The organism is Serratia aquatilis, assembly GCF_044865145.1.
In the GTDB taxonomy this organism is placed as follows: domain Bacteria; phylum Pseudomonadota; class Gammaproteobacteria; order Enterobacterales; family Enterobacteriaceae; genus Chania; species Chania aquatilis.
In genome coordinates this window covers 759,524-775,025 of sequence record NZ_CP173186.1, presented here as the reverse complement: position 1 = coordinate 775,025, position 15,502 = coordinate 759,524, and the positions used below count along the sequence as shown (strand labels likewise).

14 protein-coding genes are annotated in these 15,502 nt (G+C 49.8%); 1 reads left to right on the top strand and 13 read right to left on the bottom strand.

Going from position 1 to position 15,502, the window contains the following annotated elements; all coding sequences use genetic code 11:
• Nucleotides 1-8 precede the first annotated feature (8 nt).
• The 10 genes from SAQUA_RS03535 to SAQUA_RS03490 all read right to left on the bottom strand — a co-directional run bounded on the left by SAQUA_RS03535 (nucleotide 9) and on the right by SAQUA_RS03490 (nucleotide 11,867).
• A complete protein-coding gene (locus SAQUA_RS03535; RefSeq protein ID WP_380677884.1) occupies nucleotides 9-1,523 on the bottom strand; it encodes a carboxypeptidase M32 in 1,515 nt (504 codons plus the stop codon).
• A gap of 259 nt (nucleotides 1,524-1,782) precedes the next feature.
• On the bottom strand, nucleotides 1,783-3,387 hold the full coding sequence (locus SAQUA_RS03530; RefSeq protein WP_380677882.1) for an ABC transporter substrate-binding protein: 1,605 nt from the start codon (nucleotides 3,385-3,387) through the stop codon (nucleotides 1,783-1,785).
• Nucleotides 3,388-3,407: 20 nt separating this feature from the next.
• Nucleotides 3,408-4,091, bottom strand: coding sequence for a FadR/GntR family transcriptional regulator (locus SAQUA_RS03525; RefSeq protein WP_380677880.1), 684 nt, complete (start codon nucleotides 4,089-4,091; stop codon nucleotides 3,408-3,410).
• A 636-nt stretch (nucleotides 4,092-4,727) separates the two neighbouring features.
• Entirely contained in the window at nucleotides 4,728-5,294 is a 567-nt protein-coding gene (locus SAQUA_RS03520) for an adhesin (protein WP_380677878.1), read from the bottom strand.
• Between the two features lie 582 nt (nucleotides 5,295-5,876).
• Nucleotides 5,877-8,456, bottom strand: coding sequence for a fimbria/pilus outer membrane usher protein (locus SAQUA_RS03515; protein WP_404413134.1), 2,580 nt, complete (start codon nucleotides 8,454-8,456; stop codon nucleotides 5,877-5,879).
• 55 nt (nucleotides 8,457-8,511) lie between these two features.
• The gene (locus SAQUA_RS03510; protein ID WP_380677874.1) at nucleotides 8,512-9,279 is read right to left on the bottom strand and encodes a molecular chaperone; all 768 of its coding nucleotides are present in this window, start codon (nucleotides 9,277-9,279) and stop codon (nucleotides 8,512-8,514) included.
• Nucleotides 9,276-9,995 (bottom strand): molecular chaperone, encoded by a 720-nt coding sequence (locus tag SAQUA_RS03505; RefSeq protein ID WP_380677872.1) that lies wholly within the window; start codon nucleotides 9,993-9,995, stop codon nucleotides 9,276-9,278. The genes SAQUA_RS03510 and SAQUA_RS03505 overlap by 4 nt, the downstream gene beginning before the upstream one ends.
• A gap of 7 nt (nucleotides 9,996-10,002) precedes the next feature.
• Nucleotides 10,003-10,548 (bottom strand): fimbrial protein, encoded by a 546-nt coding sequence (locus tag SAQUA_RS03500; protein ID WP_380677870.1) that lies wholly within the window; start codon nucleotides 10,546-10,548, stop codon nucleotides 10,003-10,005.
• On the bottom strand, nucleotides 10,535-11,254 hold the full coding sequence (locus SAQUA_RS03495) for a molecular chaperone (protein ID WP_380677868.1): 720 nt from the start codon (nucleotides 11,252-11,254) through the stop codon (nucleotides 10,535-10,537). The genes SAQUA_RS03500 and SAQUA_RS03495 overlap by 14 nt, the downstream gene beginning before the upstream one ends.
• A 64-nt stretch (nucleotides 11,255-11,318) precedes the next feature.
• Complete coding sequence (locus tag SAQUA_RS03490) at nucleotides 11,319-11,867, bottom strand: fimbrial protein (protein ID WP_380677866.1); 549 nt, start codon at nucleotides 11,865-11,867, stop codon at nucleotides 11,319-11,321.
• 565 nt (nucleotides 11,868-12,432) lie between these two features.
• Between SAQUA_RS03490 and SAQUA_RS03485 the strand changes: the two genes are divergently transcribed.
• Nucleotides 12,433-12,645: a YdgH/BhsA/McbA-like domain containing protein gene (locus SAQUA_RS03485; RefSeq protein WP_380677864.1), complete on the top strand. Its 213-nt coding sequence runs from the start codon at nucleotides 12,433-12,435 to the stop codon at nucleotides 12,643-12,645.
• A 129-nt stretch (nucleotides 12,646-12,774) separates the two neighbouring features.
• On the opposite strand, the gene SAQUA_RS03480 is transcribed toward SAQUA_RS03485, so the two are convergent.
• The 3 genes from SAQUA_RS03480 to SAQUA_RS03470 form a co-directional block, all read right to left on the bottom strand.
• The gene (locus SAQUA_RS03480; RefSeq protein ID WP_380677862.1) at nucleotides 12,775-13,650 is read right to left on the bottom strand and encodes a LysR family transcriptional regulator; all 876 of its coding nucleotides are present in this window, start codon (nucleotides 13,648-13,650) and stop codon (nucleotides 12,775-12,777) included.
• A gap of 139 nt (nucleotides 13,651-13,789) precedes the next feature.
• The gene (locus tag SAQUA_RS03475; RefSeq protein WP_380677860.1) at nucleotides 13,790-14,482 is read right to left on the bottom strand and encodes an MgtC/SapB family protein; all 693 of its coding nucleotides are present in this window, start codon (nucleotides 14,480-14,482) and stop codon (nucleotides 13,790-13,792) included.
• Between the two features lie 119 nt (nucleotides 14,483-14,601).
• Complete coding sequence (locus tag SAQUA_RS03470) at nucleotides 14,602-15,384, bottom strand: ABC transporter ATP-binding protein (RefSeq protein ID WP_380677858.1); 783 nt, start codon at nucleotides 15,382-15,384, stop codon at nucleotides 14,602-14,604.
• Nucleotides 15,385-15,502: the final 118 nt, after the last annotated feature.

Genomic DNA, 15,502 nt, shown 5'->3' with positions numbered 1-15,502 from the left:
AATCAGGTTTACAGTTGATATAGCGCGGTGAATTTCTGTTCCAGATAATCCAGATAAGGCGTGGCATCCAGTCCCTTACCGGTGGCGCGCTGTAATAATTCGTGAGGTAAATAAGTACGGCCATGTTGCAGAATATTTTCCGTCAACCAGTTCCTGAGAGGCAGGTAGTTACCCTGCGCCAATTCGCCAGCTAAGGAAGGTTGCTGCTGCAGGGCAGATGCCATGAATTGTGATCCCATGACGTTGCCAAGGGTGTAGGTTGGGAATGAGCCGATCATGCCTTTTGACCAGTGAATATCCTGCAGCACACCCTGAGTATCGGTGGTTGGCTTAACGCCCAGGTATGCCTGGATCTTTTCTGCCCAGAAGCCCGGTAAGTCGCTGACTCTAAGGCTGCCGTCGATCAACCCCATTTCGATCTCAACGCGCAGCATGACGTGGAAGTCATAGGTCAATTCATCGGCTTCAACGCGGATCAGGCTCGGTTCAGAACGGTTAATTGCCCGGTGGAACTGCTCAAGGGAAATGTCATCCAGCACGCCGGGGAAGGTGCTCTTCAAGGTGGCGTAATGATTTTTCCAGAACGGCAAAGAACGGCCAACGCGGTTTTCCCACAGACGTGACTGCGATTCATGCACGCCATAGCTTGCTCCCGCTACCGCATACAGACCGAACAGATCCATCGTCAGTGCGGTGCCGCTAAGCGCCGGGGAGACACTCTGTTCATAAATGGCATGACCCGCTTCATGCAGCGTGCCGAATAATCCGGCATTGAGAAATTGTGGGTTAAACCGGGTGGTAATGCGCACATCTTCGCGGGTGATGGATATTTCAAAAGGATGGGTGGTGGTATCCAAGCGGCCACGCTGAAAATCATAGCCAATCATCGCCGCCAGTTGTGTGGAGAGCGTGCGTTGCTGTTCAACCGGGAAGTGGCGGCGCAGGAAGCTATTATCGGGTTTAGGCGCAGCATGAACACGTTTCACCAACGGTAATAAACGTTCCTGCAACTGGGAAAACAGACCTTTCAGCGCAGGTACCGTCAAACCGGGCTCATACTCATGAGTCAGCGCTTCATAAGGGTGATTTTCATAACCCACAACGTCGGCAAAGCGGCGTTTTAAATCGATAATTTTCTCTAAATAGGGTTGAAACAGCTGGAATTTATTCTGTTCACGTGCTTCGCGCCAGGCCACTTCCGCCACGGCGACCAACTCTGCCTGTTCGATCACCAGGCTGGCGGGTACTTTTTTATAATGCGCTATCGCCTGTTCTAACGCTTGATGTGAGCGCTGCTTGTGCAAGGTTAAATCCGCTGCCTGCTTCTCTTCTCGCAGAGCGGAGGCCAACTCATCAGACAGGATCATGTTTTGGGCCAGGCTGCTCAGGGTGGCAATTTGTTGACCACGGCGAATGCTGGCACCATTTGGCATGCCGGTGCTGGCATCCCAATTTAATAAGTTAATGACGTTCAGCAGATCGCTCAGGCGAGCAACCTGTTCTTTTAACGGAGTATGGCTCATAAGAATAATTATCCTTTTATTGCTCTGTCAGGCGCACGCAGGCTCCCCCCAGATAAGTTTGGAGGAAGTCAGGAAGAAGAAATATACTCGTCATACTTCAAGCTGGATGGGTGTTGGCTACCTTTACTCACCCCAGTCACTTGATTTACCAAGCTCCTGGGGCTTCGCTCAGTTGCCGCCTACAAGCAACCCGAATTATTTTGGGTATACATGCAGCTCGAATTATTTAGAGCATAATGACTGCTACAGTGAAATTATTTTATTTGGTAATATCCGCGTCGGCGTAGTTATTCAGCGTTAACGGGCTGGCCACCACGCCTGTCACCTTCTTGCTGGTCGCCAGTGCATTAAGCGGATGGAATAGTGGGATCCACGGTAAATTATCCTGGAAGATCACCTGCGCGTGCTTATACATTTCAGTACGCTTGGCAATATCCGACTCTGCGCGGGCATCCTTCAACAATTGGTCAAAAGGCTTATCACACCAGCGGGAGAAATTACTGCCGTCTTCCAATCCTGAGCAGGAGAGGTTATTGGACAGGAAGTTATCAGGATCGCCGTTATCCGATGCCCAACCTAATACCACTGACGTATGCTCGCCATCGCGTGCTCTGCGCAGCAGTTCGCCCCACTCAATGGTTTTGATGTTCACATTCACACCAATTTTCTTGAAGTCTGACTGTAGCATTTCGGCGGTGAGTTTAGGATTCGAGTTGGAACCGCTGGTTCCGGGACGAACCCAGATTTCCATGTCGAAGCCGTTTGGATGCCCGGCCTCTGCCAGCAGTTGCTTGGCCTTATCAATATTCAGTTCAAGAGGCTTGATATCCGTATTATAACTCCACTGCGAAGGTGGGTACGGATTGGTCATTGGCGATGCGGCATCGGCAGTGACCACTTTAATAATATTCGGACGGTCTGCGGCCAAGGCTAATGCCTGACGTACCAACTTATTATCCAACGGTGGCTTTTGCGTATTAACCTGTAAATAGGAACTGGTTAGCGCTTGGCCTTTGATCAGATTTAATTTGTCATTGGCCTCGATGGCTGGCCAATCCTGCGGGCTTGGGTACAGCATAACGTCACATTCACCCGCTTTCAGGCGCTGTAAACGCACCGAAGCATCGGGAGCGATACTGAAAATCAACTGATCGATTTTAGGTTTGCCACGGAAATAAGTCGGGTTTGCTTCGTAACGCACCATCTGGTCTTTATTATAACGTTTGAATACATAAGGCCCGGTACCCACAGGTTTCACATCCATATCCCGCAATTTATTCTCTTTCTCTAACTGCGTGGCATATTCGTGCGAAAGTATCGACGTAAAGCCCATAGCCATATCTGCCAAGAAAGGCGCTTCAGGGCGATTCAGCTCAACGCGGACGGTAGAATCATCCACCCGCTCGACGGACTTAATCAACTCTTTAAATCCCATCGCCTGAGCATAAAACCAACCTTGAACAGCCGTTTTATACCAAGGACTGCTTGGATCGATCTGGCGCTGCAGGCTATAGACCACATCATCAGCATTCATATTGCGCGTTGGTTTAAACCAAGGAGTGGTATGGAATGGCACATCTTTACGCAGATGGAAGGTGTAGGTTTTACCGTCCGGGCTAATCTCCCAGCTCTCTGCCAATGCAGGCCTGAGTTCTGTGGTGCCCGGCTTAAAGTCTACCAGGCGGTTATACAGTGCCTCAGATGAGGCGTCTGCCGTAGAGTTGGCATGATACAAGGAATAGTCGAAGCCATCGGGGCTCGCTTCCGTGCAAACTTTCAGTGTTTTCACTGGCTCGGCAGCATTCGCCATGCTAGCCATCAGCAGCACACTTGCACCGATACTCAACGAGAATTTCTTTATCATGATTGCTCCTGGTAAATGAATTAAAAGGGCTCACTCAGTTGGACGTTGGCGCGTCTGGCGGCATTGCGCAGATGCTGTTCCATTGCCGTCCGTGCTAAATGGGGCTCCCCCATTTTTATGGCTAAAAAGATCCGCTGGTGCTCCGCAAGTGCCGGTTCCATATCGGCAAAACTGCCATGCGGTGGTGTTTTACTCTGCTCATACGGTTGACGGATCAGCTTGATAATCTCTTGCAACAAACGGTTACCCGCGATACGAATGATCTGGGCGTGAAAGTCCAGATCGCACAGCTTGACCAACAGCAGATCGCCCTGCTTCGCCGCCTGATAGGCGTCCGCTACCGAGGCTTCCAGACTGGCAATATCTTCAGCAACCGCGTTCGCGGCGGCATGAGCGGCGGCAAACCCCTCTAACTGCAGACGCATGGCCATTACTTCGGCAAAAGAATAGTTTTCAAACCCCCATTGCCGCGGTTCTGTGGGCGAGCGTGCAGTGACATACACTCCTTTCCCTGGTTTGATACTTAGCAATCCCCGTGACTCAAGATGGCTGAGTGTTTCCCGCAGTGAAGCGCGGCTGAGCTGGAGCATTTTTGCCAGTTCATGCTGCGAGGGGAGCCGCTGCCCCACCTGCCATTCTCCCGCGCCAATCCGTGTTTCAATCTCTTGAATTGCTTGTTGCACTACAGACATTTTGGTTGTCACTACAGGATCCTTAGTGTTTGGCAGACAGGTCAGACAGGTTCGACTTGTTCGCACTTAGAAAATGCTGGATAGGATTTTTTTTGTCAATTGCTGTAATTGACAATAGATCTCACATATTGAAATCTATGTTTTAATAATAAATACAAAAAGTTAATCGATGACTGAGTTTTCATTAATGAGCTGAAAATATGTTAACAGCAGCAAGTGATGCTTTCAGGGCCGGATAAAAAATGATTAATAACTGTGGGGAACGAATATTTCGGGATACCGGTACAGGGATAAATCAGCCAGAGGCAGAGATGATGGCGATGTTTTGTGGCCCAGGATACACAGGCCAAGATAGGGTACATCCTTATGCCCTGCCCAGAACTAGGCTGTGTCCCTTAATTGCCCGTGGTGCCGTCGCAGACCCAAAAGCCCGTTATCAAGGCGGAGGGTGAAGAGCAGAGTGGCCCTCTGTTCAAGCCCGACTTTACTTCGAACGGGCTTTTGGCGCGCGCCCCTTCGGGCTGGGGCCATTTACGCGTATTGCGGCGTTGTTCGCCGCTTATTTGGTCCACCAAACCTCGCGGCTCACGCCTTGCCCTGCGCGCAAATGACCGCCAGCGGCGCTCGCGTGCAATTAAGGGACACAGCCTAATTGAATGTCACCAGCAACTCTGCGGCGGCGTCTACCGGGCCGTCGGGCAGGCTGGCTCCGCCAGAACACAATCGCCAGGTCACCTGTTTATTGATGGTTTGGCTGTTTTGATTATTGCCGATCTGCCCAATCTTCAGCGGCGTATTGTCAAACAGGATCCCCCCCAGGCTGTCACAGGTGCCTGCGGGGGTCACACCGTCGATACTGCCAGTAATATAGCCGCCGCCCTGCCTCAACGCCAGCCGCCCCGGAGCACCGTCAATACCGCTGATAGCTCGCCACTGTACGTTGATATTGGTATTGATGAAGTTTCTCGTCTGCGAACAGGACACGATGAGCGGATAAGTCAGACGGGCCAGTTCTGCACCGCTGCGGCCAGAGTATTGCACATCGCCAAAGTTCACCTCCGTTGGCGTCGATACGCGGCATTCCAGCATAGAGACGCGCACTACCGTGCCAAGGGGTAAAATTTCTCTGATTTGTCTACCTTTACGTGTAAAGGTAGCGGCGTAAAATGATACAGGAAATCGGTACTCACCACTGGTTTGACTACCATCGGCCACAATAGCAAGATCCCCATCAATCTCTGCCTGGTACGGACTTCGATCCTTAAAAAAATTGTCGGCATCTGAATCGTTTGGTGTTAAACACCAAGAAAAAACCGAATTACTCACGGTTTTCCCGTGACTGGTAAGCAACTTGGTGTCGGGTATTCCCAATGTCCCTGTGAAGGTTTCAGGCGTTCCGTCATTGAGAATATAGCTTGTAAAAGCAGTGCTCCGCGGAACAAACCCTATATTCATCCCAACACCAAACCTAAAGACATTATATCCGGCTATCCAGCCCATCAAGTTAGAAGGGTAAATACATGAAGAAGTAGAGCTTGTTACAGATATCATGCCCGATGACATCCAGAGTCCATCGCTTTCTGTTCCGTTAAACTCAACATGAAATGGCAAACCTTCCCACAAAACGCCGGCTCCCCTACCTACGGTGATAACCGGCGCGGCCAGACCAGACGTTGACACTATCTGTAATGTCAGCAGCATACCCACGTAACCCGTAAACCGCGTTTTTTGTGTCATTTTGTACACCCCGTTTTTGTCTCAATGTTTGCCATATCTTCGTTTGAAACAGGCTTTACGTTATTGGCAATTGGCTTTTAATACTCGAATTGGCGTATCTGCGGGTATTTCCGTCAGGTTATACGCAGCATGACATTGCTGGTTCCCCCCATTCCCCCATTTGACCCATAGCGTGCCGCTTTCCTGCAGCCCACTTAGATATACCTGCCCACCATCGCCCACGATACCGGTGTTTGGCGTGCTGCCTGCCGTATCCTTGACCGTAACCAGTGCACCAAAAGACAGCGGAGCACCTTGATGCTGCAAAGTCACTAACGCTTGATAACCGACCCGCAATGAAAAGTTTGCCATGACAACCGCTCCCCAAGTCGGGTAAACATTGACGCTTGACTGGCCCATATCTACATTTTCCGGCAACGTCGAAGGATCCAGGCTGATGCTGTTACTCTGATAGTTCGACAGGTAGGGCACTACCGCATAGCCCCGGCTGTCCGTTTGTATATTGCCAACTATCAGCTTGGAACCGCCCGCCCCTGCCGCATTCACTACGGCGACAGAACTTCCCAACATCTGGCCCAGCGTTATGCCGTACGGATGGATCACTATGCCGCCACTGCCTCCCAAATTCAGGGAGCGGAAAGCCGAGCTGTTGCTGTAGCCCGCAGTGATCGTTCCCTGACCGCCCTGATAGCCAAAGTTTAAAGTACTGGTGTTATTTCCGATCCCGTTCGACCAGCCCTGCATCGCGCTGTAGGACAAGCGGTTATCCAGTGCGCTGCCATTGATTCCGGCCTGCTGCTGGATTTGCCCCAGATTATCCTGTGTCATCTGATAGCTGGCATACATCGGGTTCCCTGAATTGGATGAACTGAACAGGTTCAGTGGCACCTGCACATTGAGCAACAACTGCCGGTTCTCCGCCCAATCCCCCTCCCCTTTGATACTGTCGATGCTGTAGGCAAGGCCGTAACTCACTCCGCGATAACTGACGTTGTAACCCGCTGAAAGCGTGTTCAGCACCCGACTATTCCCCCAGTAATCACTGTGTGAGCCATCCATATATAGCGAGCCAAAATGCCCCAACTGTTGACTGACCCGCACCTGAACAGTGGAACGCTGACGCTCCAGGTTCCACGGTGCCTGGTCGCTGTTGAGCAGATAGTCAAGGCTGTTGAAATCGGCAAAGCTGTAGTAATGGCGGGTGGAATAGCGGTAAGCGGCTAGGTCAATCGAGGTGCCGGTAGCTTGCAGGCTCTTGGCAAAGCGCAGGCGGTAGGATGTACCTTGCTGGTGGCGTTCTTCTTGGTGCAGCCGGGCGCTGGAGGTGGTGATATCTGCCGACAACGCACCAACGGCGCCCAGTGATATGCCCGTTCCCAGCACCATGGCACCGTAATCCTTGGCGACCAAAGTCCCACCGTATAGCGTCACGTCATGGGGCAACCCATAAATGGCCGTTCCCTGCACGAAATGCGCTTCTCGTGAGGCCTCGGTGAGGCCACCATTGTAGCGCCCAGCAGTCAACTCATACTTAAGGCTGCCTGGACGGCGCATCACCGGTAACGATGAAACCGCTATCCTCTGTGTGCGAACCGTACCGTCAGCTTCGGTAATAGTGAGGGTCAGATCCCCCCCTGGCCCGGTCTGATAGAGATCATTAATGCGAAACGGCCCAGGGGCAACATAGGTTTGATAGATGACGTTGCCATTCTCACTGACCGTTACCCGAGCATTGCTCTGGGCAATACCTGTGATAACCGGCGCAAAACCGCGCTGGCTATTGGGCAACATATCATCACTGGAATTAAGCCTGATGCCACGGAAGGGAATACTGTCAAACACCGCGTTATCGGTCGAGTTTTCCCCCACCAGCACTGCCGAACGCCAGGTAGGAATATCGCGTTGCAGAAAGGTGTTGATAAACTGCGTCCGACGAGTGGTTTGCCCGGCCTGACCGCTTTGATTGAAGGCATTGTGCATATACGTCAGAGTGCTACGCAGACGCCAGGCTTGCCAGTTGGCCCCACCCTGCACGTTGGCGAACAGGTTGCTCATAGTGCTACTTACCATCCCGGCCTGTTCACGCTGCCAGTTGCGCCCACCGTTCAAGGTGTAATTGAACAGCAGTGCAGAAACCCCCTCATCCCACAGAGCCGGATCAACCGCATCCTGAACGTTGGGCTGCATGGCGATTTGCGGAATACTCAGATCCAGCCGCAACTGGGAGAAATCAAATTTTACCCGTGATGCCGGGATCAGTTTGTCTAATTCCTGTACCGGCGAATCTGGCGATAGTTTGGCAAAAGCAGGTAACCCTTTGGTATTGATCCCCAGTTGCTGCAGAAGTTCTGGCGTCAGTCCGGGCTGGATGTTGCCATGACTATCTGGTTTGAAATCCAACCGGAACTGGCCACGCTCGACCTGATTTACATACAGATTTACCACATAGTTGCCCGGCGGGATTTTCCCTGGTGTTTCAAACAGGCTCAGATCTATCTCGGAGGGTTGCACCCCGCTCAATGTCAGCAAACCGGGATCAAAATAATCGCGCGCCATGGCAGAGAAACTCACCAGAACCGTACTTACTGCCAGTAAGCGGAAAACAGCACAATCTGTCTGCCGTGGTTTGATGATTCTCATAGTATTTGCTGTCATAACGAAAGCCTGTGCAGTAGCTCCTATAGCATCAGAAAAGTCACAATGCGCGTTGCTGCTCCGGAGTATCCCAACCATCTTCGTCAATCAATTGCCAGACCACCGGCCCAGAAGCCCCGGCGGGCAAAACGTACTGCCGCTGCCCTTTTGGCGGAACCATCAGGCGCAGTTGTGCTTTGTCCACAGCAGTAGCTCCTACCTTCAGGCGTGAGAAGGTCAGCCAGTAGGGAGTGGGATTGTCGGCAATCAACCGGTTTCCCTCACGCCGAAAACGCAGTTGTCCCGCTACGTCCGCTACCGCACGCCGGGATAACCCTTTTGGCCGGTAGAAAACCTTCAGGCTGCTGACCACCGCCATTACCACTTTGCTTCGCGCGTCATCGTGCTCATTGCGGGCCGGGATGGCTTTCATCGAAATAAAAAAAACCGATTCCCGATCTTTCGGTAACGGTTCGCCATTACGCCGGATACGTAAGGTCAGTTCCCCCTGCGGCTCCAAACGCGCCAGCGGTGGAGTCACGATCAACGGCATCAGCGGCTGACCGGTTTCATCCATCTCAACATTGCCACTGGCCGGGTCTACCGGTCTTATACGCGACTGGATCAGATAAGGAGCATGACTCTTGTTGTAAGTCGTCAGAGAAGCCCCTTGCTTTGCGCTTTCGGGGTAAATCACACGCAATACATAAAAGGCAATCCCTGCGGGCTGCCATGAGGAAGGCTGGGTATCCGCCTGTGCAGAACCGTTCATACACAGGCAAACCCCCCATAGCACCAGGAATCGTTGCAGCAAAGGACGTTTTCTCATGGCATATTCTGTTGGGAAATTAAACGCTGCTGACATGAGGGTGATAACCCGCCGTAGTCGGTCACGGTCTGCCAGTTAACATCTCTCTCTTTAGCTGAAACGGGGTAGATCTGTTCACTTTGCGGCGCCAGCATCGCTGGTTGCTTATCGAGATTGACCGGATTGTGGTTGAAGGCCAGGTTGCCTAGCGTCTGGAAGTAAGGGGTTGGGTTTTCTACCTTGACTCCCTGAGCCACCCGATGAAAGCGTAGACTGCATTGAGAGAGGCTCACCAAACCGCTTGGTCGGTAAAATAGCTTGAGAACAAACCGTATCCCCATCGACACCTGCATCGGCTGCACGCGCTGTTCGCTGCCCGCAGGGATAGCCAGCACCGAAAGATAGAACAGCGATTCACGATCCTTTGGCAGCATGGCACCTTGTGAAACAATACGTATCTGCTGAAGGCTATCCGGCTGAAGCCTAAACAGCGGGGGGACAACAATAAATGGAGCCTGCGTGGTATCGTCAGGCGTTCGTTGCACCCTGCTCTGTATCAGGTAGCTTTGCTTGCCACTATTACTCACCGCAAACGTCTGCGCTTTTGTGCTGGGGGCAAAGATAACCCTGGTCTTACTGAGACTGATGCCCCCCAATGCCATTGGTTCTGCAGCAGGCGACGCTTCAGAGATCAACAGTCCAGCACAGAGCAAAGGGATTAGACGTGAAACATCCATAAAAACCTTAGCGAAAAGAGAGTGTGAATAAGACCCGGGCAGTCAGCAAACCCAGACCTGCCTCGGCGCAGGTATCATCCGCACCGCAAGTCATACCAGCATAAAATCGCAGAGGCTGGTCCACAGGATTGACGCCCCTTGCCGCCAGCGGAAAAGTGTCACCGCTTTTTACCTCTGGCTCGCTATATGACGGTGGAACATCGGACTTAACCAGCATCACCCCTACGTTCTTGGCAGCCGAATCACCACTGCGAAATAGCCATTTACCGCCTTGTAAGACACCTTCACCACTGATGCTGACCACGGGGAGCAACCCGTCGATCGAAAGATTGCAATCCCTGACCCATAGGGTAAACGGCTGAACTGCTATCAAAGTTGCCGGTTTTAACTGCGTTCTGGCCACATATCCCAGCGGTAACAGGCTCTTGTCCAGGCTAAAAGAACAGGTGCCACGAATAAGCAAGGCCGAGAAATTAATGGTTACCGCGAGGGCGTTAGTGCTGTTCAATGCCAGCAGAGCACACAGCAACCAGAAGCGCTTACGGCAGATCATGGCTGAACGCCCTGATACCGCCCTCATCACCGATGGTTTCCCATTTGACCTTGCCATGGAGTTCCTTTGCCACGAAGGTGTGTGTGCCGAATGGCGCAATCATTAATGCCTCTGGGGTATTCAAAGGGAGCTTTTTCCCCCCTACAGACAGACTGGCAAAACTGATAAAGTAAGGTGACGGATTATTGACCCGTACCCCCTCCCCGACGCGGGAAAACTGCAGCCCCTTTTGGGCCATCAACGCCGATCCGGCCAGAGTGGATGGGCGATAGAAGAGTTTGATGATATTGCCGACCCCAAACTGCGCAGCTCCCTTGACACGTCCGGCTGACTGGTCGGTATCTGGCGCGTGGCTCGCTGGAATGGCACTGGCGCGAAAATAGAATACCGACTCACGATCCCGTGGGAGAGGAGCACTTTGGCGATAAGTGATACGCACTTGATTAATACTGGCTGGCTCCAGGCGGAACAATGGCGGGGTAGCGATAAACGGTACCGGTTCAGTACCCGCAGGCGTGCGGCTGATAGCGGTTTGCACCAGATAAGGGGTGGTGGTCAACGTATTACGCAACGTCACACTGATGCTACCAGCTCCCTGGGGATAAATCAGACGGGTAGCATCAATACCAAAGCCAGATGCCTGCCCAGCCATCGGCATCACCATTAGGGGCAAAACCGCGGAAAGCAACCGAAGAAACCGAGGCATGAGACAACTCCTGATTGTGACCAGCTCAAAGTGGGCCTGACAGCCCACTTGTAGAGGCTAAGGATCAGTTGTAAACGAACTGGAACAAGATAGGCGCACTCACCCTACCGATATCGGCGGTGGCATCACTGCCTTTGGCCAGACCAGCCTGAAGCGCCAGGGTTTTGCCATTCAATTCATTATCTGCTGGAGGATCGCCAGCTACTTTGGCAACTTCCAAGGTTTCGCCAGATTTTATATAGGTGCTGGTACCAACCTGATTCAACATCACGCCGGTATTATTGGTGCCGCTGCTGAAGATATCTGTATTTCCGAACAGGGTTTGCCCCGTTACCATCAGCCCGGCAGTACCTGCTGCCTCCGGGACTGTGCAGTTATTCAGCCCGACGCTAAACGTGCGCACACTTTCAGCCACAGGCATGGCGACAGCAGTAAAGTCAGTGGGCCGCAAGGTGCCCAAATCCAGGTTATTGGTGGAGATATCCACGTCACAGGTGGTTGATTGCACGTTGCCGGTAATGGTGATTTGAGCGTTGGAGGCCGCCTGTGAATAGCTGCTTAATGAAAGCAGAAACAGTGCGGCTGGTATTAAGATAAAGCATTTATTGGACATAGATAACTTCCTTATAAACAGATAGTAATTTATCCAGCATGTCCAGAAGGAAAGTAATACGCTATTCGCGGGCGAGACAATCCTTGACTGGCTTTTTACATTTATATCTAATGATTCAATTAATGAATAAAGTCACCTGCTAAAGAAAAAACCAATTTCATTTATCAGATGTACCAAATGAATTGCTTACATAAGGGATATTCACTTGGTAAATATCATAATGAAATTAACAACCACCATAAATATGTTTACACCGTATAATTTAACCGTAATTAATAGCCACAAGCTATTATACGTAGTCTTAATTAATAAACATCCAATTTATAAATCATGAGTTATTTTAGCTTGCATATATCCAACAAATGGAACAACTAACTTTAAGGTGAATTAATTTCACCAAAAGTCTAGGCATTGATTAACATAACTACAATTTTCTTGATGTGCTGTATTTTATATCATTTTTTTTGATTTAATTTTACAAGTCATTCATATATATTTTCCGTAATTACTCACTATAATTAGCAGCGACACAGGAAAGCACACCTCTCAACAAAGGAGCATTATCATGACAAGTATCAAAACAATCATTGCCGTTTCTGCACTGTCTCTGATTTCTTTCGGCAGTTTCGCCCAGTCCATTTCGGCAACAGGCAGTACGCTAGACACAGCAGAAGCTAGAATTGCAGCCAAAGCAAAAGCTGTGGGTGCAAAATCCTATACCATTACCAGTGCTCACGTAGGTAATCGCGTTTATATGACCGCCGAACTTTCTAAATAATCTCAGTGCGCATCGTCGGTTATTATTTACACTTCAAATAATTAAAGTCGCAGGAGGGAGGCAGCCATTGGCCCATGAATGGGCCGAATAAAATGACAGCCTCCTGCACTTTGATACGCAACAGGTCTATCACATTGCCATCAGGATCTCGATAAAGTCGTTAGTGATTACGGGAGTCGTTGGTTCATTGCGTTTGATGATATAAAAGTTCGCGCTGATATCGAGTTCATCAACCTCTATCTTCTTAAGACTCAATTGTGAATTGTACTGTGCGACAATCTGATCGGTTAACAGTGCAAGATAGCCTTGCTGCTTAACTAGACACCAGGTGGCCAGGAAAGAGTCGGTTTCTACAATAGAAGCGTGTTGAGCAAGTTGGGGCACAATGTCTTTTATCGCCGCATGGCCGACAGCGCTAGAACGTGGGATCACCCACTTTTTTTCGTCAAAAGGCTGTGCAACAGCATCCTGATTACTTGGTTGATAAAGAGAAAATTTCTCACATTTAAACTCCTCAGTCACCAGATCGACACAGCTAATTCCTTCGCTTAAGCTGCACACCGCCAAATCCAGTTCACTATTCCGCAATTTAGCCACTAATCCCTCTGGGTTATCCTCAACCACCGTGACGCGGGTTTGCGGATAGTGCTGATTAAAGCTTTTGAGTGCTTCAGGCAGATAGCACACCAGTGGATAGGTGCTCATTCCTACGCGCAAAAACTTCTCCCCCGTTTCTTTCATGCCACGTATTTCATAAATAGCATTTCTTAACTCATTGGTGATCGTATCAATCCGCTTATAGAACGCTTCCCCCACCTCGGTAAGCTTTACGCCACGGTTGCTACGTTCTAAAAGACGTGAACCGATGTTTTCTTCGAGCTCTTTGATAATACGACTGAGGGTTGGTTGTGAAATCGCTAACTTCTTGGATGTTTCATGCAGACTGCCACAGCTGACAATTTCTTTAAAAATAGTCAGGTGAGATAGTTTGGGCATACTTTTCATGGTGACATTTTCCCATTATTTTAATTAGTGATATAAAATCATGAATGACGGACTGAGCCAATAACACCTACTGGGGAGGCTCTTAGTCTTGATAACGGAGTCTGCAATGCCTCTGCATGCGCCCCACGAATAATATCGACTAGCCTGGTACAAAGGTCCGGCTATAGTACGCTTGCTTAATCATTTTATCAGCCAGTAAATTATTAACGGTTTTATCCAGTACCGCAGTAGTCACTGATGCTGGCATTAATGTTGCGGTGATCTCTACATCATCATCACCGAAAGGCTCTATATCTAGATGAGAAATAAAGCAGTTCTCAGTTTGCAACATTTTCTTAAATTTAGCCAATGTATCACGCTGTTCATGTTCAAAAGAAATAACACAAATTTGATAGGTAGATTCACCATTAGCATCATTGAATGGCTGTTTGTTGATAATATTGACAATCGGACGTAATAAAGTATTTGCAGCCAAAACATATAACGTTGCCGCCAGTGCATCACCATATAATGCACAACCAGCACAAGCACCTACGGCGGCAGAACCCCAAAGCGTTGCCGCTGTATTCAGGCCTCGAATATTCATTCCTTCTTTCATTATTGCCCCTGCGCCAAGAAAACCCACGCCGGAAACTACATAGGAAATGACTCTGACAGCCCCACTACTTCCATCAAGAGTCATAGCAAGATGGACGAAAATAGCCGCGCTGGTCGCAACCAGAGTATTGGTACGCAACCCTGCGGTACGTTGCCGGAATTGTCTTTCGTAGCCAATTATTGCGCCAAGTAAAGACGCAGTTAAGAGCGATAATAATGTTTGTATGATAGGCATGATAAGCATCAATATGTTATCCGCTTATCATGAGGCACCCATAGCAAGGTAGCTCTTGATAAACAGGTAGTTAAACTGGCAGATTTGTTATCTGCCAGACATAAACTGAATACGTCTTTCTAAACCGAAGCCGCTATCTGATCGCTCAACTCCTCGCCAATCTCCTCTATCAGATCATGCATAGCTTGCTTGGTCCGGTTCTCACGAGGCGTGGTGATTTCATAATTACCGGTAATAGTGCCGGGTTTTGAACCTAGCAAAATAATGCGATCTGACATCATCACTGCCTCATCGACACTGTGAGTCACCATAACCATCGCTCGGGTTTTGATCTGCCGGGTAGACCAGATACGCATCAGGTCACTACGCAGATTTTCCCCGGTATAAATGTCCAGCGATGAGAATGGTTCATCAAGCAGCAGTAGTTCAGGTTCTACCGCGAGTGCGCGGGCAAACCCCACCCGCTGGCGCATTCCGCCAGAAAGCTCGCGAGGATAGGCATTGCGATATTTTTCGAGGCTAATCAGATGCAACATTTTATTAACCTGATTATCGATAGTTTCCTGAGAATAGTTCTGCGCCTGTAGGCCAAAGGCAATATTCTGATAAACCGTCAGCCAAGGGTAAATGGCAAACGTCTGGAAGACCATATTGATCTGCGGGTTCGGCCCTAGCACCTTTTTATCACCCAATGTGACAGTGCCAAAATCAGGGATAATCAAACCTGAAATAATACGTAACAACGTAGATTTACCAGAACCTGACTTTCCTAAAATGCTGATAACTTCTCTATCGCAAACGTGGAAATTAATTCCATCGAGCACGAGGTTGGAGTTTTCAGACATTGGCTGAAAGCTATGGCTTACGTTGCTAACCTCAAGAATTTTTTTCTTTTTATTCATTACATTACCTTTAAAACCCTGCAAATGAGCAGGCAACAGAAAAATCGCTGCCCTTCCATTCTCTTCAGGATTGAAGATATATACGAAAGAGTGCCGTAGTGGTGCCGCCGTATGGTCC